Source organism: Methylobacterium hispanicum, from assembly GCF_022179285.1.
Taxonomy (GTDB): domain Bacteria; phylum Pseudomonadota; class Alphaproteobacteria; order Rhizobiales; family Beijerinckiaceae; genus Methylobacterium; species Methylobacterium hispanicum.
Map to the genome: position 1 here is coordinate 40025 of NZ_BPQO01000037.1, position 17521 is coordinate 57545.

The 17521-nt window shown below is 72.6% G+C and carries 21 protein-coding genes; 14 read left to right on the plus strand and 7 right to left on the minus strand.

The window, feature by feature from the left end; genetic code table 11:
* Positions 1-61: 61 nt before the first annotated feature.
* From MFF56_RS28305 to MFF56_RS28350, 10 genes are all read left to right on the plus strand, one after another.
* Entirely contained in the window at positions 62-571 is a 510-nt protein-coding gene (locus MFF56_RS28305; protein WP_156453567.1) for a hypothetical protein, read from the plus strand.
* Complete coding sequence (locus tag MFF56_RS28310; RefSeq protein ID WP_066920084.1) at positions 568-834, plus strand: monovalent cation/H+ antiporter complex subunit F; 267 nt, start codon at positions 568-570, stop codon at positions 832-834. Before MFF56_RS28305 ends, MFF56_RS28310 begins: the two co-directional genes overlap by 4 nt.
* Positions 831-1121, plus strand: a complete 291-nt coding sequence (locus tag MFF56_RS28315) for a monovalent cation/H(+) antiporter subunit G (protein WP_238231866.1) — start codon at positions 831-833, stop codon at positions 1119-1121. The genes MFF56_RS28310 and MFF56_RS28315 overlap by 4 nt, the downstream gene beginning before the upstream one ends.
* Positions 1118-1387, plus strand: coding sequence for a Na(+)/H(+) antiporter subunit B (locus MFF56_RS28320; RefSeq protein WP_066920086.1), 270 nt, complete (start codon positions 1118-1120; stop codon positions 1385-1387). The genes MFF56_RS28315 and MFF56_RS28320 overlap by 4 nt, the downstream gene beginning before the upstream one ends.
* A complete protein-coding gene (locus MFF56_RS28325; RefSeq protein WP_066920087.1) occupies positions 1384-2160 on the plus strand; it encodes an MnhB domain-containing protein in 777 nt (258 codons plus the stop codon). Before MFF56_RS28320 ends, MFF56_RS28325 begins: the two co-directional genes overlap by 4 nt.
* Positions 2157-2579, plus strand: coding sequence for a sodium:proton antiporter (locus MFF56_RS28330; protein WP_066920099.1), 423 nt, complete (start codon positions 2157-2159; stop codon positions 2577-2579). The genes MFF56_RS28325 and MFF56_RS28330 overlap by 4 nt, the downstream gene beginning before the upstream one ends.
* Positions 2579-4390 (plus strand): complex I subunit 5 family protein, encoded by a 1812-nt coding sequence (locus tag MFF56_RS28335; protein ID WP_066920103.1) that lies wholly within the window; start codon positions 2579-2581, stop codon positions 4388-4390. Before MFF56_RS28330 ends, MFF56_RS28335 begins: the two co-directional genes overlap by 1 nt.
* A 9-nt stretch (positions 4391-4399) precedes the next feature.
* The gene (locus MFF56_RS28340; RefSeq protein WP_066920105.1) at positions 4400-6025 is read left to right on the plus strand and encodes a Na+/H+ antiporter; all 1626 of its coding nucleotides are present in this window, start codon (positions 4400-4402) and stop codon (positions 6023-6025) included.
* Positions 6026-6851: 826 nt separating this feature from the next.
* Positions 6852-7052: a hypothetical protein gene (locus MFF56_RS28345; RefSeq protein WP_066924533.1), complete on the plus strand. Its 201-nt coding sequence runs from the start codon at positions 6852-6854 to the stop codon at positions 7050-7052.
* Positions 7053-7117: 65 nt separating this feature from the next.
* A complete protein-coding gene (locus tag MFF56_RS28350; protein ID WP_238231869.1) occupies positions 7118-7387 on the plus strand; it encodes a hypothetical protein in 270 nt (89 codons plus the stop codon).
* A gap of 67 nt (positions 7388-7454) precedes the next feature.
* Here MFF56_RS28350 and MFF56_RS28355 read toward each other — a convergent pair whose 3' ends face one another.
* The 5 genes from MFF56_RS28355 to MFF56_RS28375 form a co-directional block, all read right to left on the minus strand.
* Positions 7455-8528 (minus strand): BMP family ABC transporter substrate-binding protein, encoded by a 1074-nt coding sequence (locus MFF56_RS28355; RefSeq protein ID WP_066920840.1) that lies wholly within the window; start codon positions 8526-8528, stop codon positions 7455-7457.
* A 209-nt stretch (positions 8529-8737) separates the two neighbouring features.
* Positions 8738-9664, minus strand: a complete 927-nt coding sequence (locus tag MFF56_RS28360; RefSeq protein WP_066920838.1) for an ABC transporter permease — start codon at positions 9662-9664, stop codon at positions 8738-8740.
* Positions 9661-10752 carry an ABC transporter permease gene (locus MFF56_RS28365; RefSeq protein WP_066920836.1) on the minus strand — a complete coding sequence of 364 codons (1092 nt, stop codon included), beginning with the start codon at positions 10750-10752 and terminating at the stop codon, positions 9661-9663. The genes MFF56_RS28360 and MFF56_RS28365 overlap by 4 nt, the downstream gene beginning before the upstream one ends.
* 60 nt (positions 10753-10812) lie before the next feature.
* A complete protein-coding gene (locus tag MFF56_RS28370) occupies positions 10813-12417 on the minus strand; it encodes an ABC transporter ATP-binding protein (protein ID WP_066920834.1) in 1605 nt (534 codons plus the stop codon).
* Between the two features lie 224 nt (positions 12418-12641).
* On the minus strand, positions 12642-13643 hold the full coding sequence (locus MFF56_RS28375) for a hypothetical protein (protein WP_066920831.1): 1002 nt from the start codon (positions 13641-13643) through the stop codon (positions 12642-12644).
* A gap of 536 nt (positions 13644-14179) precedes the next feature.
* Here MFF56_RS28375 and MFF56_RS28380 point away from each other — a divergent pair.
* The gene (locus MFF56_RS28380; RefSeq protein WP_308445288.1) at positions 14180-14548 is read left to right on the plus strand and encodes a DUF8829 domain-containing protein; all 369 of its coding nucleotides are present in this window, start codon (positions 14180-14182) and stop codon (positions 14546-14548) included.
* Between the two features lie 23 nt (positions 14549-14571).
* Here MFF56_RS28380 and MFF56_RS28385 read toward each other — a convergent pair whose 3' ends face one another.
* A complete protein-coding gene (locus tag MFF56_RS28385) occupies positions 14572-14787 on the minus strand; it encodes a hypothetical protein (RefSeq protein ID WP_066920829.1) in 216 nt (71 codons plus the stop codon).
* 209 nt (positions 14788-14996) lie between these two features.
* Between MFF56_RS28385 and MFF56_RS28390 the strand changes: the two genes are divergently transcribed.
* The gene (locus tag MFF56_RS28390) at positions 14997-15386 is read left to right on the plus strand and encodes a TIGR02300 family protein (protein ID WP_066920827.1); all 390 of its coding nucleotides are present in this window, start codon (positions 14997-14999) and stop codon (positions 15384-15386) included.
* A 291-nt stretch (positions 15387-15677) separates the two neighbouring features.
* Here the strand turns inward: MFF56_RS28390 and MFF56_RS28395 are convergent, their stop codons facing one another.
* On the minus strand, positions 15678-15887 hold the full coding sequence (locus MFF56_RS28395; protein WP_066920825.1) for a cold-shock protein: 210 nt from the start codon (positions 15885-15887) through the stop codon (positions 15678-15680).
* A gap of 598 nt (positions 15888-16485) precedes the next feature.
* Here MFF56_RS28395 and MFF56_RS28400 point away from each other — a divergent pair.
* Complete coding sequence (locus MFF56_RS28400) at positions 16486-16698, plus strand: hypothetical protein (protein WP_066927307.1); 213 nt, start codon at positions 16486-16488, stop codon at positions 16696-16698.
* Between the two features lie 449 nt (positions 16699-17147).
* The gene (locus MFF56_RS28405; RefSeq protein WP_066927309.1) at positions 17148-17360 is read left to right on the plus strand and encodes a hypothetical protein; all 213 of its coding nucleotides are present in this window, start codon (positions 17148-17150) and stop codon (positions 17358-17360) included.
* Positions 17361-17521 lie beyond the last annotated feature (161 nt).

Consider the following 17521-nt stretch of genomic DNA (forward strand, 5'->3'; position numbering starts at 1 on the left):
TTGTAACGACTTGGCGCGCCGCCTTAGGCCGGCAGGGAGGGCGTGGCCGGGAGAGCGCGTGGTGATCCGTTTCGTCGCGGCCTGGGCCGCACTGACCGCCGTCTACTTCCTGCTCGCCGGCTCGTTCGAGGCGGCGGAACTGTGCGTGGGTCCCCTCTGCGCGGGGCTCGTCGCCGTCTGGAACCGCGGCCGGCCGCATTCCGGGCACAGGGCGCTGGCGCTGCGACCCGGATTACTGCGCCCCGCCCTGCGGGCGGTGGCCAGACTGCCCGGCGAGACGGCACGGATCGGTCGGCTGCTGTGGCGGAGCCTCGCGGCGCGCTATCCGCACGGGTCGATCGTGCAGGGCCCGGCGGCGGAGCTGACGCGCTTCCCGCTCTCCGATCCGGGGCCCGAGGCGGCGGGCGAGCGCGCCGTGGCGGTGCTCGCGGCCTCGCTCTCGCCGGGGCGCTACATCCTGCGCGTCGATCCGGTGCACGGGCGGGTGCAGAGCCACGCCTTCGCGGACCGGAGCCCCGCGCGAGGCGACCGGGGCGGCGCCCGGACCGGAGCACGGCGGCGCGCCCGATGACCGCCGCGCCGCTCCTGCCCTGGACCCTCGCCACGCTCGCCCTGCTGCCGGCGCTCGGCCTGGCGCTCGTCGCCGGCTGCCGCGGGCGGATCGGGCAGCGCTTCGCCGCGGTCCAGCTCGCCGGATCGCTCTGCGTGATCCTGCTCCTCTGCCTCAGCTTCGCCACCGACCAGCCCTCGACGATCGACCTCGCCCTCACGCTCACGGTCCTCACCCTGCCCGGCACCCTGCTCTTCGTGGTCTTCCTCGAGCGATGGCTGTGAGCGCCGACATCCTCGTGCCGCTGGCGCTGGCCCTGACCGTCGCGGCGGCGTGGCTCGCCTGCCTGTCGCTGCTGCGCCTGCGCCGCGCGCTCGACCGGCTCCACGCCGTCGCCTTCCTCAACGCCGCCGCAGCGCTCCCGATCAGCGCCGCCGCCTTCGCGACGGACGGCCTCTCGGTCCGCTCCGTGAAGGTGGTTCTCGTGATGCTGCTGACGCTCGGCTGGGGCGCCGCGCTCGCGCACGCCACCGGACGCGCCCTCCTGCTGCGCGACGGACCCGCCGCGTGAGCGTCGTCCTACCCCTGCTCTTCCTGCTCAGCGCCGCCTCCGGCACCCTGGTGGTGCTGGTCCGCGAGCCGCGCCGGCAGGTCTTCGCCCTCTCGGCCAACGGCCTCGTCCTCGCGCTGCTGTTCACGGGGCTCCAGGCCCCGGACGTGGCGCTCTCGGAGATCGCCGTGGGCACCGTCGCGGTGCCGCTGATCGTTCTGGTCGCCCTCGGCGCGGTGCGGACGGACCGGCCGGGCCAGGATGCCGGCTCCGGAGAGAACGTGTGAGCCCGCGCCTGCGCGTCCTCCTGCTCGGGCTCGCCGCCCTCGTGCTGGCGCCCTGCGCCCTCGCGGTCATCGCCGCGATGCCGGAATTCGGCACCGCCATCGCCCCCTACGGCGCCCGCATCAACGCGGTGGCGCCGGCCGAGCGCAACATCGCCAACATGGTCACGGCGATCAATTTCGACCTGCGCGGGCTCGACACCCTGGGCGAGGAATTCATGCTCCTGGCCGCGGTCACCGGCACCGTCGTGCTGCTGCGCGGCCGGCGGGGCGAGCGCGACGGCGACCGCGCGGCCCGGCTGCCGGGTCGCGCGGTCGTGCCGCGCAGCGAGGCCGTGATCCTCGCCTGCCGGATCGCCGGGCCTCTCACCGCGCTGTTCGGCCTCTACGTCACCGTCCATGCCAGCCTCACCCCGGGCGGCGGCTTCCAGGGCGGCGCGGTGCTGGCCTCGGCCTGCGTGCTGATCTACCTCGGCGAGGGGTATGCGGGCTGGCGCCGGGGCGTGCGCAGCGCCGTGCTGGACGCGATCGAGGGCGGGGGCGCGCTCCTCGTCGTGCTCTGCGGCCTCGGGCCGATGCTCGTCGGCGCGGCCTTCATGCAGAACGTGCTGCCGTTCGGCACCTTCGGGGCCCTGCTCTCGGGCGGCCTCGTCCTCGTGGCCAATCTCGGCGTCGCCGCCGCCGTGACCGCGGGCTTCAGCCAGCTCGTGCTCGAATTCCTGGAGGAGACGCGGGCCCCGCGCCCGGACGGCGCGGACGGGGGGGACGACGCGTGAGCCTGCTCCCCTACGCGACCGCCGCCTGGCTCCTCGGCATCGGCCTCTACGGCATCGTGACCAGCCGGAACTACATCCACCTCATCGGCTGCCTCGCGGTCTGCCAGTCCGCGACCTACGTGCTGCTCCTCGGCATCGGCTACCGCCGGGACGCCATCGCGCCGATCTTCTACGACCATCCGCCCGGCACCCCCGCGGTCGATCCGGTGATGCAGGCCCTGGTGCTCACCGACATCGTGGTCGGCGCGACCCTCACGGCGCTGCTGCTCGTGCTCGCCCTCCAGGTGTTCAAGCGCCGGGGCACCCTCGATCCCCAGAAGCTCAAGCCGATGCACCCGCCCAGCAACGCCGGAACCCGCGATGCCGGACCGCGCGAGGCCGGATTCGCGGGGGAAGCCCGGCCGGAGCCGCAGCCCTGATGCCGAACTGGCTCGTCCTCGCCACCGAGGCGCTGCCGGCGGCGGCGCTTCCGGCGGCGGCGCTTCCGCCGCTCCCGGTCGCCCTGCCGCTCCTCGTCTGCGCGCTCCTGCTCATCGGTTCGCGCGCGCTGCCGATCTGGCTGCCCGACCTCGTCGCCGTCCTCACGGCGCTCGCGGTCGCGGCGCTCTGCGCGACGATCGCGGGCCGGGCCTCGGCGGAGGGGCCCCTGGTGACGTGGTTCGGCGGCTGGACGCCGCGCGACGGCGCCGCCCTCGGCATCGGCTTCTCGGCCGATGCGGCGAGCGCCGGGATCGCGACCTTCGCGGCGCTCCTGTTCACCGCGACCCTCGTCTTCGCCTGGAACTTCTTCGACAGGACGCACGGACACTTCCAGATCCTGATGCTGCTGTTCCTCGCCGCGATGGTGGGGTTCTGCTTCACCCGCGACCTGTTCAACCTGTTCGTGTGGTTCGAGGTGATGAGCGTCACGGCCTTCGCGCTCACCGCCTACCGCCTCGACGACGCGGCGATCGCGGGCGCGATGACCTTCACGGTGACGAACAGCCTCGCGGGCATCCTGATGCTGGCCGGGATCGGGCTGCTCTACGCCCGGGCCGGCGCCCTCGACTTCGCCGACCTCGCCGCCGCGGTCGCACGGGCCGGGCACGACCCGGTCACGGCGGCCGCGTTCTGCCTCGTGGCGGCGGGCCTGATGATCAAGGCGGCGGTGGTGCCGTTCCAGTTCTGGCTCGCGGACGCGCACGCGGTCGCGTCGAGCCCGGTCTCGGTGATCTTCTCCGGCGCCATGGTGGCGATGGGGTTGTTCGGCCTGGCCAAGCTGGTCTGGGTCGTGTTCGGCGGCTCGGCGCAGATCCGTGACGCGGTCGGCGTGTTCATGATCGCGGGGGGCGCCGTCACGGCGCTGTTCGGCGGCTGGATGGCGCTGATCCAGCGTCACCTCAAGCGCCTGCTCGCCTTCTCGACGATCAGCCATGCGGGGATCATGCTGGTCGGGATCGGCGCGCTCTCGCAGGGTGCCACCGCCGGCCTCCTCCTCTACGTCGTCGGGCACGGCTTGGTGAAGGGCGCCCTGTTCATGGTCGCCGGCATCCTGCTCGCGCTGCGCAGCAGCGTCGACGAGATCGCCCTGCGGGGGCGGGGCCGCGGCCTCGCGGGGGCCGGCGCCGCCCTCGGCCTCGCGGGCCTGCTGCTCGGCGGCCTTCCGGTCGGCCTGCTCGATCTCGGGGCAAGGGCGCTCCACGGCGCCCTGGAGGCCGGGGGCCACCGCCTCGCGCTCGCGGCGAGCCTGCTCGGCACCGCGATGACCGGCGCGGCGGTGCTGCGCGCGGGCGCACGGATCTTCCTGGGCTGGGGCGGGCGTCCCGGAAACGAGGGGCGGGCACCGACCCTGGAGGAGCAGGAGCGCGGCAACCGGGCCTACTGGGTCATGTTCGTGCCCTGCGGCGCGCTGCTCGTCCTGGATCTCGCCGCGCCCACCGGAGCGCTCGTGGCGGCAGCGCCCGGCTGGACCCGGTCCTTCACGGGTCGGGCGGCGCTGCCGGGAGACGCCGGCGCCCTGGCCCTCGGCGCAGCCTGGATGCCGGCCGCGAGCGTCGGCCTCGCCCTCTTCCTCGCGGCGTTCGCCCTGTTCGGAGACCGCGTCGCACCCGCGGCGGCCGCCCACATCCGGCGGCTGCACGCCGGGCCGGCAGCCCTGCTGAACGCGTCGCACAGCGGGCTCGTCGGCGACGACGTCGTCTGGATCGTGCTCGGCCTCGCCGTCCTGGCCCTCGCCCTCGCCGTGGTGTGAAGCGGCGCGATGGAGACCGTCACCGTCGTCCTCGTGCTGCTCGTCGCCGTCGTCGTCAGCAGCTCGGCCGCGCGGATCACGCCCATCCCGCTCCCCGTCGTGCAGATCGGGCTCGGCGCCGCCCTGGCCCTGCTGCCGCTGCCAACGGTGAGCCTCGATCCGGAGACCTTCTTCCTGGTCTTCCTGCCGCCCCTGCTCTTCCTCGACGCCTGGCGAATCCCGAAGCGCGCCCTCGTGCGGGACGGCGGCGTGGTGCTCGCCCTCTCGATCGGGCTCGTCCTGTTCACCGTCGCCGGCATGGGCCTGTTCATCCACGCCCTGATCCCGGCGATGCCGCTGGCGGTCGCCGTGGCTCTCGCCGCCGTGCTCTCGCCGACCGATCCGGTCGCCGTCTCGGCGGTCGCCGCCCGCGTGGCGATCCCCCGGCGGCTGATGCACATCCTGGAGGGCGAGGCGCTCCTCAACGACGCGTCGGGTCTCGTCTGCCTGCGGTTCGCCGTGGCGGCGGCGCTCACCGGCAGCTTCTCGCCGCTCTCCGCCTCCGGAACCTTCCTGTGGCTCGTGGCCTGCGGGATCGGGATCGGGATCGCGGGCACGCTCCTCGTGACCGAGCTCCAGAGCCGGCTGATCCGCCGGCTCGGCGAGGATCCGGGCACGCAGACCCTGTTCAGCCTGCTGATCCCGTTCTGCGCCTACGCGCTCGCCGAGCGGGTCGGCGCCTCGGGCATCCTGGCGGCGGTCGCCGCGGGCGGGACGATGAACCTCGTCGAGAACCGCGGCCGCGCCCTGGCGCTGACCCGGCTGCGCCGCACGGCCGTCTGGGACACGGTGCAGCTGGCCGCCAACGGCGCCATCTTCGTGCTCCTGGGCGAGCAGTTGCCCGGGATCCTCGCCGACGCGATGCGGGCGACCGGCGGGTCGGGATGGGGCGCGGGCGCGCTGCTGTCCGGCTACGTGGCGGCGATCACGCTCGGCCTGATGGTGCTGCGCTTCGCGTGGTCGTTCGTCACCCTGCGGTTCGGCCTCACGGGCGGCGGCGCGGCCGGCGGCGTCACCTGGCACCTCGTCCTCGTGACCACGCTCTCGGGCGTGCGGGGCGCCGTGACGCTGGCAGGCATCCTCGGGCTGCCGCTCGCGCTGCCGGACGGCGCCCCCTTTCCGGCCCGGACCCTGGCGATCTGCATCGCGGTGGGCGTGATCCTGCTCTCCCTCGCGATCGCCAGCGCGCTGCTGCCGCTCCTGCTGCCCCATCTCCAGCTGCCGCCCGAGCCGGAGGGACATGCCGAGGAGGACGCCGTCCGCGAGGCGGCCGCGAAGGCGGCCCGCCGGGTGATCGAGCGCCTGCAGGCGGAACTGGAGAAGGACCGGGGCGATGCCGACATCATCGCCGAGGCCGCCGCCGCGGTGCTGCAGCGCTACGACCGGCGCCCGTACCGCTCGGTCGGCAGCGACCAGGCGGACAAGCGCGGGCGCGAGCGCGCGGCGATCGAGCAGCGCCTGCGGGTCGCGGGCCTGCGGGCCGAGCGCCACGCCCTGTTCGGCCTGAGCCGCAGGCGCCGCATCGGCGACGGGCTCCTGCGACGGCTCGTCCGGGAGATCGACCTCGCGGAAGCGCGCAACCACACCGACACGTGAGCGGCGGCGCAGGGCGGCCCGGATCCTCGACCGCGGCGATCAGGTCCCCCCATACGCCGCGAAACCGATCGCTCCGGAACGAACATGAGGCTCGATGGCGGCTATCGGTCGGTCCTATCGCCTATCACCCCGATACCAATCGACGGGCGCGGTACGGTGATACGGTGTCGGGTCGACGGGTTCGGTTCGACGCATCGTCTCAGGACGAAGCGCGGGTCCCCTCTCCCATAGGGAGAGGTCTGCTTTCGCAGAAAGCCGGGTGAGGGGTATGAGGCTTCCAGGTAGGGCTCGACCTGAACGCGCGTCGATGGCGTGCTCAGATCTGAAAGGTCATACCCCTCACCCCAACCCTCTCCCTATGGGAGAGGGGGCGCGGCACGGTTCCCCAACGCGATCTAGGAGACGACCCCCGCCATATGCGATCGCCCTGCCCTCTGGGAGAGGGGGCGCGGCGCGGTTCACCGCACACGGCCGAACCCATCGACCGGAGCCCGTATGAGAGCACGGATCAGGCTGCTTCAGCGCACGGATATGACGACGTGCGGAGACGCCGTGTTTCCCTGACGTCGGGAGGGTGCGCACGTCCCTACCGAGCACAGACCCCGGCGCCCCCCTCCGGTACGCCGCCCGCGGCTGCGTCGTCCTGGCGGATGCGCGCGGCCGCAGTGGCGGTGCCGGGCCCGCGATCGTGCCGCCCGGTGGGGGCGCGCTCCGGCGACAGGGGCCGGTTCGTTGGAATCTGCAGGCCGTCGATGGTCGGAGCGGCACGGCCTTTGCTGCCGACGACGGCGCGGGCGGCCATCACGGCCCCGCGGGAGCCTTCCGGATGCGCGTGAAACCGGCCGGCCTCGGCCTCCCCCTCCTCGCCTGGTTCGTCGCGGTCGCCTGTCTCGGCAGCGGCATCGTGGTGGCGCCCGGCGCCCGGGCACAGGGCACGGTGACGCCGCCCGCCGGCCAGCCGCGCGTCACCGCCCCGGGCGGGCGGCGCGGAAAGGCCATCCGCTCCCACGGAGGGCGGCATCGGTGAGCCGCGTCTCCGGATCCCCGCGCGACGACACCCCCTCCCACATCCGCAACCGGAAAGACCGTCCCATGCGCACCCTCACGACAGCCACGCTCGCCCTGTGCGCCCTCGCGGGCTTGGCCGGCGCCGCGTTCGCCCAAGGATCGGTCGGCGCCCCGGCCGGCACCCCCGGGGCGACCGCACCGGGCGGCACCGAGGGGATGGCCGCCGTCCCGAACGAGCGGAATGCGATCCGCTCGGGCGACGCCATCCCGGCCGCACCCGGCGTCGGCGTCCCGGTGGAGGGGGCCCCGCCGCCCGCCGAGGAGCCCGGTCTGCCGCCCCCGCCGCGTCCCTGAGCGGCATCGAGAGGCGAGGCGGCGCCGCCGGAGCGATCCGGCGCCGCCGCCCGGGGACCCCGCGCGCCTACTGGGTCAGCCGATCGTCGATCCCCTTCACGTACCAGTTCATGCCGAGGATCATCGGGTCGGGGGCGCGCTCGCCCGCCTTGACGGCGACCGAGCCGTCCTGCTTGAGCACCGGCCCCTCGAACGGGTGGATCCTGCCCGCGACGATCCCCTGCTTGGTCTCCTCGGCCAGCGCCTTCACGTCGTCGGGCATGTTGGTGAAGGGCGCCAGCACGACCATGCCGTCCTTGATGCCGCCCCAGCTGTCATGGCTCTTCCACGTGCCGTCGAGGACGGCCCTGGCCTCCTGGATCACGTAGCCGTTCCAGTCATCGACGATCGAGGTGAGCTGCGCCTTCGGGGCGAAGCGGTACTGGTCCGAGGACTGGCCGAAGGCGAGTTTGCCGGCCTTCTCGGCCTCCTGCAGCGGCGCCGCGGAATCGGTGTGCTGGGTCAGGATGTCGGCGCCCTGGGCGAGGAGCGCCTTGGCGGCCTCCGCCTCCTTGCCGGGATCGAACCACGTGTTGACCCAGACGATCTTGAGCTTGATGTCCGGGTTGACCGACTGCGCGCCGAGCATGAAGGCGTTGATGCCGCTGACGACCTCGGGGATCGGGAAGGAGGCGATGTAGCCGACGGTCCCCGATTTCGATAGCTTGCCCGCGATCTTCCCGCAGACGTAGCGGCCCTCGTAGAAACGGGCCGAGTAGGTGGAGACGTTGCCGGCGCGCTTGTATCCGGTGGCGTGCTCGAACTTCACCGTCGGGAATTTCTTGGCGACCTTCAGCGTCGGCTCCATGAAGCCGAAGGAGGTCGTGAAGATCAGGCCGGCGCCCGAGCGGGCGAGCTTCTCGATGGCGCGCTCGCTGTCGGCCTCCGGCACGTTCTCGAGGAAGGTCGTCTCGACCGCGCCGGGCAGCGCCTCGGCCAGCGCCTTCCGGCTGAGGTCGTGCTGGTAGGAGTACCCGTAGTCGGCGACCGGGCCGACATAGACGAAGCCGACCTTGAGCTTGTCCGCCGCCCGCGCCGGACCCGCCGCGACGGCCGCGCACAGGAGCGCGCCGGCCAGGCGCGTGACGATGCTGCCCATCATGAATCCCCACCCCTTTTCGACGGCGTCGTCCGCCGCGGCTCGCGGGCGCCGCATCGGGGCGCCCCGGGGCGTTTCTGAGCAAGACCAGGGCCAGGATGGAGCGCGCGGGCGCCGCGAGCGCCTGCCCGGTCCCGGCGGTGTCCGGCCCTGCGGCGGCCGGTCCCCCGCGCCGCCGGGCGGCGGGAGACCGTCCCGCGCGGCGGCGCCCCTCAACGGCTCGGGGCGAAGACCCGGCCGAGCGCCGCGGGCGCCAGCGAACCGCCCCGGCGCCGGCCGAGCGACAGCAGGACGAGCGCCAGGATGGTGGCGAGGTAGGGGACGGCCGAGAGCAGCTGCCCCGGCAGGCCGAGACCCGCGGCCTGGGCGTGGAGCTGGAGCACGGTCGCCCCGCCGAAGAGCAGCGCCCCGGCGGCCACCCGCAGCGGCCGCCAGGAGGCGAAGACCACGAGCGCCAGGGCGATCCAGCCGCGTCCCGCGGTCATCGCGGGCGCCCAGAACGGGGTGTAGGCCAGCGACAGGTAGGCGCCCGCGAGTCCCGCGCAGGCGCCCCCGAACAGCACCGCGAGGAAGCGGACCTTGCGCACCTTGAGCCCGAGGGCGTGGGTCGCGGCGTGATCGTCGCCGATGGCGCGCAGGGTCAACCCGGCGCGGGTGCGCCACAGGAACCACCACACCCCCGCGACGAGGAGGAGGGCCGCGTACACGAAGGCGTCGTGCCCGAACAGCAGCCGGCCGATGCCGGGCAGGTCGGTGAGGCCGGGAAGGTCGAGATGGGGAGCCGGATCGCGCTTCATCCCGACATAGCCGGCGCCGACGAGGCCGGAGAGTCCGAGCCCCAGGATGGTCAGCGCCAACCCGGAGGCGACTTGGTTGGCCGCCAGAACCACGGTGAGCAGGCCGAAGAGGGCGGCGAGCAGCAGGCCCGCGCCGGCCCCGCCGAGGGCACCGAGCCCGGTCGATCCGGTCCAGGCGGCGACGGCGAAGCCGGCGGCCGCGCCCAGCACCATCATGCCCTCGACGCCGAGATTGAGCACGCCGGAGCGCTCCACGACGAGTTCGCCGATGCCGGCCAGGATCAGCGGCGTCGCCGCCGCCAGCACCGTGACGAGGACCATCTGGACGATGTCGAGGCTCATGGGATCCCCTTGGCGCCCGCACCGCCCGGCACGATCCGGACGTGGTAGCGCGTCAGCACGTCGGCCCCGAGCACGAGGCCGAGCAGCAGCCCCTGGAAGGCACGGGTCAGGTCGAGGGGCAGCTTCAGGTCGATCTGCGCCCCCTCCCCGCCGATCGTCGTCAGGGCGATGACGAGCGCCGCGAGCAGGATGCCCGGCGGGCTGAGGCGCCCGAGGAAGGCGACGATGATCGCGGTGAAGCCGTAGCCCGGGGAGATCTCCGGCTGAAGCTGGCCGATCCGTCCGGCCACCTCGCAGATGCCGGCCAGCCCCGCGGCCCCGCCGGAGATCGCGAAGACCGCGAGCGTCAGGCGCGCGTCCGAGAAGCCGGCGAAGCGCGCCGCCCGCGGGCTCGCGCCGACGGTGCGGACCTCGAAGCCGAACAGGGTCCGCGTCAGGACGAGGGCCGCCAGCCCGATGCCGACGAGGCCGATCAGCACGCCCGCGTGGAGCGACTCGCCCGCCATCAGCAGGGGCAGCCGGGCGGCATCGTCGAAGCTGACGCTCTGCGGGAAGTTGTAGCCCTGCGGATCGCGCAAGGGCCCGCGCACCATGTAGTCGAGCAGCAGCTGCGCGACGTAGACGAGCATCAGGCTGGTCAGGATCTCCGACACGCCGAGCCTGACCCGCAGCAGCGCCGGGATCATCGCGTAGGCGATGCCCGCACACGTGCCGGCGAGCAGCATCGCGGGCAGGATCCAGGCGGTCGGCCCCTGCGAACCGTGCGCGGCGACGGCGACCCAGCCGCCCGCGAGGCCACCGGCCACGTACTGGCCCTCCGCCCCGATGTTCCACAGGTTGGCGCGGTAGCAGAAGGCGAGCCCGGTCGCGATCAGCGCGAGCGGCGCCGCCTTCAGCGCGACCTCCTGCAGCGACCAGACCTCGCTCAAGGGGGCGACGAAGTAGGTGAGGAAGGCCTGCCCCGGCGGGACGCCGAGGGCCGCCACCGCGATCCCGCCGATCAGGACCGCGGCGAGGAAGGCGAGCGCGGGCGCGAGCAGATCGAGCCGGCGCGACCGGCGCGCGCGGGGGAGGAGATCAAGGCGCATCGCGCATCCCGTTCAGTCCTGGCGTCTGGCGCGCATGGGGGGATCGGGTCCGGCAGGGGTTCATCGCACCGGCGCGACCGTTCCGATCGCGGGGGCCACCGCGGGCTCGCCGCCCCGCGGGTCCGGCTCGCCGGCCCCGCCCATCAGCAGCCCCAGGGCGGCGCGGCCGGTCGCGCCGGTCGGGACGGGCCGCGAGAGCGCGCCCGCATGCAGGACGGCGATGGAATCGGCGATCTCGAACAGCTCGTCGAGATCCTGGCTGATCACCACCACCGCGCTTCCCCGTCCGGCGAGATCGAGCACGGCCTGCCGGATATGGGCGGCGGCGGCGGCATCGACGCCCCAGGTCGGCTGGTTGATGACGAGGATGCCGGGCTCCGCGAGGATCTCGCGCCCGACCACGAATTTCTGGAGGTTGCCGCCGGAGAGCGTGCCGGCGGCCGGGTCCGGGCCGGCGCCGCGCACGTCGAAGGCGTCGATCACCCGCCGGGCGAGGGCCCGGGCCGCGCCGAGCCGCAGCAGGCCGAGCCGCGTGAGCGGCGCGGTGGCGTGGCGGGACAGGAGCGCGTTCTCCGACAGGCTCATGGGCGGGACGGCGGCGTGGCCGTTGCGCTCCTCGGGCACGAAGGCCGCCCCGAGCCGGCGCCGCGCATTGATGCCGAGGTGGCCCGCCGCCCGGCCGTCGAGGCGCACGGCCCCGGGTGCGGGCGCCCGGCTCTCGCCCGACAGGGCGTCGAACAGCTCCGCCTGCCCGTTGCCGGCGATCCCGGCGATGCCGAGGATCTCGCCGCCCGCGACGCGGAGCGCGATGTCCCGCAGCGGCGTCCCGTGCAGGCCGGGCGCGGGCAGCGACAGGCGGTCGAGCACGAGGCGCTCCGCGCGGGTCCCGCGGGCCGTCTTCGGCCGGACCTCGCCCACCTGCGTGCCGACCATCATCGCGGCGAGGGAGCGGGCGGATTCCGCTTGCGGATCGCAGGCGCCGACGACCCGGCCGCCGCGCAGGATCGTGGCCCGGGTGCAGAGGCGGCGCACCTCGTCGAGCCGGTGGGAGATGTAGAGCAGGGCGCGGCCCTCGTCGCGCAGGCGTTCCAGCACCGCGAACAGCACCTCCGCCTCGCCCGGCGTCAGCACCGAGGTCGGCTCGTCGAGGATCACGAGCTTCGGGTCCTGGAGCAGGCAGCGCACGATCTCGATCCGCTGGCGCTCGCCGGCCGAGAGGGACCAGACCGGCCGCGCGGGGTCGAGATGGAGGCCGTAATCCTCGCCCAGCCGGGCGATCCGCTCCGCGAGCGCCCGGCCCGTCAGCGCGGCGGGCATGACGAGGGCGATGTTCTCGGCGACCGTCAGGTTGTCGCAGAGCGAGAAGTGCTGGAAGACCATGCCGATGCCGAGCGCCCGCGCGGCTTCCGGGTTCGCCAGCCGCACGACGTCGCCCCGATGCGTGACGACGCCCTCGGTCGGCTCCAGGAGGCCGTAGAGGATCTTCATCAGGGTCGATTTCCCGGCGCCGTTCTCGCCGAGCAGGGCGTGGATCTCCCCGGCGCGGATCTCGAGATCGACGCCGTCGTTCGCCGTGAAGGCGCCGAAGCGCTTGACGATGCCGTAGGCCCCGAAGAGCGGGGTCGGGCCTCCGGGCGGACCCGGTGCGAGGGATGCGGGCGCCATCACGCCGGTCCGAACAGGCTGCGTGCCGGCCGGGCGCGGTCCCCGGTCGGGCGGGCGGTCGCGATCGGGACGGGCGCCCCGCCGATCGCGCGCCGCGCGCGACCGGGGACCGCCGCGAGCCCGCCGCCGGCCTCGTCCGCGGGGAGCGCCGGCCGTTCGCGAAGCCGGGGAGCGCGGGTGCGGGGGCTCGATTCCATCATGCGGCGTCGCGTTCCCATCGGGATTCAGAAGACGTGGACGGCGACGCCGGCGAGGAAGCTCTTCTCCTCGGTGCCCTTGAAGGTCGCGGTCTCCTGGTTGCCGAACTTGTTCCGCCAGTACTGGAAGCCGACGAAGACATCGATCTTGTTGGGCTGATCGTAGACGAGCTTGCCGAGATCGAGCACGAGGTTGGTGCGCGACAGGAATTCCAGCCCGCGCGCCGGGTTGAACGCGAAGGCGGCCGGGTTGTCGCTGATGCCGCGCCCCTTGGGCAGGACGATGTTGTTGAAGCCGACGAGCGACAGCGGCAGGCCGGTGAAGGTGAGCGGCAGGCTGTAGACGATCTCGAACTCGGGGACCGTGTTGAAGCTCTGGTCACGGTCGGGCTGCGTGTTGAAGCCGTTGCGGTTCCATTCCTTGTAGGCGTGGACCGACAGGTTCAGGAAGCCGGTCGGCACGTCGAAGGCGAAGTTCAGGCCGCCGACGACATCGCGCTTCTTCGAGCCGAAGGCGTCGTTCTGCGAGTTGGCGTCGAAGCCGAAGGCGAGCGAGATCTCCTTGACGATGCCTGGGACCGTGAAGGCCTTGGTGCCGGTCAGGGCGTTCAGGCTGAGCGTGCCGCGGTAGAGGCCGTAGGCTTCGGTGTTGCCGTAATCGGAGACGGCCGGAATGCCGCCGGGCGTGTTGGTGGTGCCGGCCGGGAACTGCGAACCGGACTTCAGGATATCGAGGGAGAAGAAGTTCGTGCCGTAGGCCCACGCATCCGCGTGCGAGATGTTGAGGATGTGCTTGGGCGCCTCGCGCGAGCGGAAGCTGCCGTCCGGCCTCTCGATCTGGATGCCGGGGGTGACGGTCGGAAACTGGTAGCGGTAGCTGATCTGCGTATCCGCGAAGAGGAAGAACGGCGCTTCCTTGGCGGCCGCCGCCTTCTCCGTGGGGGCCTTCTTCTCGTCGAGATCCGCCGCGATGGCCGTCCCGACCGTGAACAGCGACAGCGCGACCGCCGCAAACCCCCGAACCGACATCTTGCATCCCCCGGTCTTCCGTGTAGCCGGGCGGCAGCAACGGAGGTGCCAAAACAGTTAATCCGGCCGGGAACGCCGCTCTATCGCCCGATAAGGTCACATATGTGCAACACTTTGCGGCTGTACCGGGCACGATCGCCAGTTTTCCAGCCGCTCCTGCCCTCTCGAAGATCATGCGGGATCCAAGTACAATTATAAATTGCAAATTTTAGAGCCGCGAGAACTTGCTGCCGATCGCCTTCCGCTCGGTCACGCTGCTTCGTTCATGGACATGCTGCCGACGGGTCCGGCAGCGAGAGAGATTCGCGAGCACGATCGCCACGGGACGCAGGCACGGGCCGGCGCCGGATCGACACCGCTTGGTGCACCCGAGATCATGATGGGGCACGCTTCCTCGCGCGCCGATCATCGCCTCGGCCCGGACGTTCGCCGGGCCACGGCCTCGCGGGCTCGCTCCGCGGCAGCCGATATGCGCGCGCCGCGGCCCGTTCCTTCTGCTCAGGCCCGGGCGATGCCGGCTCCGACGAGCGGCCGAGATGGACACCGCGCGCGGCATGCCGGACACCGGAGCGGTCGCGTGCTACAGCGCGCTTCGGGCGATGCGTGTCGAGGAGCCGATGGAACGTCCACGCCGTGTCGGCATGGCCTGGTACGAGGCGGACGATTACAGCCGCCTGCGCGCCATGATGCAGGATGCCGACCGCCTACCCGCGCGCCATGAAGGCTGGCTCATCTCCGCCGAGCAGCTCGAACGGGAAGTGGCGAGAAGTGGCGTCGCGGTCGTGCGGGTGCGGCTCACGCCGGACGCGTTTCTGGCCTGGTGCGAGGCCAGGGACCTGCCCGCCGACGGCGCCGCCCGCGCGCGCTATGCCAGCGAGGCCGTCGCTCAGGCCGAGACGGGATAGCCCGCCGCGTCGAACCGCCGGGGTCAGTGGTCCGGCCCGCAGGGCTCTTCATCCCGCTCGGCCGGCTCGTAGGCACACCACGCACACGTCCCCTTGGCGGCCATCCGGTCGCCGTTGCGCTGGGAGCAGAGCGGGCAGACGAGAAGCGTGAGCCGGGACTGCGACCGCAGGCCGAGTCCGCGGCCCAGGAAGGTGACCTTCCGGCCGACGCCATCGGTGCTGTCGCGGTCCTGGCCCATCGCCCCTCCGGTGCCGTCTCGGCGTCGTCCGCCCGATCGAGGGACCAACGATCTCGTACGGTCGAGGTTGCCGGCCCGGGCATGGCCGGGCCGTCCGGCCTCATAGTCGCCGCCTGCGCCGCCTGCGCCGGGTGCGATCCCGGGCGTTTGACACCTGCCGTCGGCAAGGCGCATCTCGTCCCGTGAAGTTGTATCAGGACGAGGCTTGGATGGATCATTCCGAACGTGGGACGAAGCGGGTCTGCCCGACGACAGGACGCAAATTCTACGACCTCAACCGTGATCCCGTGATCTCGCCCTACACCGGTGACGTCGTGCCGACGTCGGTCGCAACGAGCTACACCCGCAGCGCCCCACCGGCCTTCTCGCGCAAACCGGTCGTCGAGGACGAGGAGCGCGAGACGGACGGCCCCGAGCTCGTCTCGCTCGACGAGGTCGAGGCCGAGGAAGCCGACGCGGCCGGCGACGACGCCGGAAACGACGACGACCTCACGATCGAGGACGACAGCGGGAGCGACGGCGACGACACGCTGATCGAGGACGAGGACGACGACAGCGCCACGGATCTCGTGGACGTCGAGGGCGACGACGAGGATTAGCGGCGCGTCAGCCTCGCCGCACGCGGGTGCCCGCGAGCGGGCCGGCGAGCCGGGCACCCGGGATCGGGTCGACCCGGGATCGCGCCGCAGGCGGGAACCCTCGGGCCCGACGCAGATGCGGCCACGACGGCCGGGAAGGGTGCGCGTACATCCGGCGTCACCGTTCCCGGCATCGTGGCCGCTTCCAGTCCGACGGCGGAGCCGCGGCCGGGATGACCCGGTATGGCAGCCGTATGGTTAAGGAACGGTGAAGGTCGGCGGCGCATGGCGCGCGGCCCGCACCGGTCCGCGTCAGGCGCTCTGAAGCTGGCCTGCCGATTCCTTGCCGGACTTGCGATCCGTCTCGACCTCGTACGAGATCTTCTGCCCCTCGACCAGGGTCCGCATGTTCGCTCGCTCGACCGCCGAGATGTGAACGAACACGTCCTTGCCGCCGTCATCGGGCTGGATGAAACCGTAGCCCTTGGTCTCGTTGAACCACTTCACCGTGCCGGTACTCATGAAAAGTCCTCCCATTCTCGGCTGACCAAGCGGGTACATAACCGTGTGGCCGGCTCTATGATCCCGAACCCGGTGATTTGATGGGCTGCGATGCGCGCATCGGGTCTGCCCGATCCGTTGCGCCCGCCTGCCGGCCGCGGCCGACCGCTCCACGCACGGTCCCGGGGGAGCGCAGCCGACCCCTTGGGCCGGCCCGGCACCGGAGACAGGCCGGCGGACGCGCCGCCAGGCGGCCGGGGGTGTCATACGGCCTCCGTCGATCGGTTCGGGCGCGTGCGGTGAACCGCGCCGCGCCCCCTCTCGCAGAGGGAGAGGGTTGGGGTGAGGGGTATGACGGATCAGGACTGAACGCGCCATCGACGCGCGTTCAGGCCCTCGCCTCTTTCGGAAGCCTCATACCCCTCACCCGGCTTTCTGCGAAAGCAGACCTCTCCCTATGGGAGAGGGGACCCGCGCCTCGTTCCAGGACGATGCGTTGGACCGAACCCACCAACCGGAAACCGTGTTATCCACCGTTTCCACAGGCTTTATCCCCAGCGTTGACCCGTGCTCCCGCATAGCGTGTTCATGCTTTGTTCGAAACACGGCGGAGTTGAGGATGGTGGATCGTGCGACCGAGACCGAGCCGACGGAGGCCGAGCGCATCGCGCACGCGTATCGGGTCGCCAGCGGCGGCAACGCCTGGGCCGCGCTCGTGCGCGCGGTCGAGGATGCCCTCGCGGATCTGGCCGAGGCCGAGCGGCGCACGCTGCGCCGTGACCGGCTGATCTCGCACGGCTACGTTCGCGGCCGCCTCGATGGCGGTCGCTAGAGGGAACGGCTCTGCGACCTCCGGGGGCGCCAAGGCGCGCGTCCACGACCATCGCCCGCGCCCGCGCCCGGGACGGGCGTCCTCCCGTGCTGGGGCGCTTCGGGCCGAAGCCTCTTCGGGCGATCGGGCCGCGTGCGCGGCCGATACCGAACCCCTCGCCCCCGGCAGGCTCTCGCCGGCATCCGGGCGGAATCGGCTCTCCGTGCCGCAATCCGGGACCGAACGCGAGGGCGCTCGACACGTCGTCCCGCCCCCGGACCGCGGGCCGGCCGCCGCGGCGGGTGGTCCCGTGCCCCGCGCTCCGAAAACGCGCGGGCGCGCGGCACCCGGATACCCGCCGCAGCATTCGAGTTTAAAATTACTCTTATTACAGTAGATTGCCTCGGAAAATCGTCTCTCTCCGCATAGATCCGGCTGACGGGCCCGGGGGATTCCGCTATGCCCTGCTCATGGGCAAGCTGAAGCCGGTCTATCTCTATCGTCTGCGGCTCCTCTACGCTGCCCCGCGCTACTACGCGCCGCAGAGCATCAATCATTACCTGGAGAAGCGCGGCCTGATCCGCCGCACCGGGCGCGCGCTGCCGGCCCGGCGGCACGAGGAGTACGAGATCACGGAGGCCGGCCGCACGGCCTTCGACGCGGCGCTCGCGGCGCCCGAATGAGGCGCGCTCAGACGGCCGGGGGCTGGCGCCCGGAGAGCGAGCGGAAGATCCGGGCGAGTTCCTCGGCGGAGTAGGGCTTGCGCACGAGCTCGAAGCCGTGGGCGTCGTCCTGGGCGAGCACGTGGCTGTAGCCGGAGGTCAGCACCACCGGCAGGTCCGGC

What these genes read in the sequence shown, in the direction of transcription:
- MFF56_RS28335 (WP_066920103.1), top strand. Translation starts at nt 2,579, where the DNA reads ATGCCGAACTGGCTCGTCCTCGCCACCGAGGCGCTGCCGGCGGCGGCG.
- MFF56_RS28385 (WP_066920829.1), bottom strand. Translation starts at nt 14,787, where the DNA reads ATGGGCCAGGACCGCGACAGCACCGATGGCGTCGGCCGGAAGGTCACC.
- MFF56_RS28365 (WP_066920836.1), bottom strand. Translation starts at nt 10,752, where the DNA reads ATGCGCCTTGATCTCCTCCCCCGCGCGCGCCGGTCGCGCCGGCTCGAT.
- MFF56_RS28340 (WP_066920105.1), top strand. Translation starts at nt 4,400, where the DNA reads ATGGAGACCGTCACCGTCGTCCTCGTGCTGCTCGTCGCCGTCGTCGTC.
- MFF56_RS28355 (WP_066920840.1), bottom strand. Translation starts at nt 8,528, where the DNA reads ATGATGGGCAGCATCGTCACGCGCCTGGCCGGCGCGCTCCTGTGCGCG.
- MFF56_RS28400 (WP_066927307.1), top strand. Translation starts at nt 16,486, where the DNA reads ATGGTGGATCGTGCGACCGAGACCGAGCCGACGGAGGCCGAGCGCATC.
- MFF56_RS28360 (WP_066920838.1), bottom strand. Translation starts at nt 9,664, where the DNA reads ATGAGCCTCGACATCGTCCAGATGGTCCTCGTCACGGTGCTGGCGGCG.
- MFF56_RS28395 (WP_066920825.1), bottom strand. Translation starts at nt 15,887, where the DNA reads ATGAGTACCGGCACGGTGAAGTGGTTCAACGAGACCAAGGGCTACGGT.
- MFF56_RS28405 (WP_066927309.1), top strand. Translation starts at nt 17,148, where the DNA reads ATGGGCAAGCTGAAGCCGGTCTATCTCTATCGTCTGCGGCTCCTCTAC.
- MFF56_RS28350 (WP_238231869.1), top strand. Translation starts at nt 7,118, where the DNA reads ATGCGCACCCTCACGACAGCCACGCTCGCCCTGTGCGCCCTCGCGGGC.
- MFF56_RS28375 (WP_066920831.1), bottom strand. Translation starts at nt 13,643, where the DNA reads ATGTCGGTTCGGGGGTTTGCGGCGGTCGCGCTGTCGCTGTTCACGGTC.
- MFF56_RS28370 (WP_066920834.1), bottom strand. Translation starts at nt 12,417, where the DNA reads ATGGCGCCCGCATCCCTCGCACCGGGTCCGCCCGGAGGCCCGACCCCG.
- MFF56_RS28390 (WP_066920827.1), top strand. Translation starts at nt 14,997, where the DNA reads ATGGATCATTCCGAACGTGGGACGAAGCGGGTCTGCCCGACGACAGGA.
- MFF56_RS28310 (WP_066920084.1), top strand. Translation starts at nt 568, where the DNA reads ATGACCGCCGCGCCGCTCCTGCCCTGGACCCTCGCCACGCTCGCCCTG.
- MFF56_RS28345 (WP_066924533.1), top strand. Translation starts at nt 6,852, where the DNA reads ATGCGCGTGAAACCGGCCGGCCTCGGCCTCCCCCTCCTCGCCTGGTTC.
- MFF56_RS28380 (WP_308445288.1), top strand. Translation starts at nt 14,180, where the DNA reads ATGGACACCGCGCGCGGCATGCCGGACACCGGAGCGGTCGCGTGCTAC.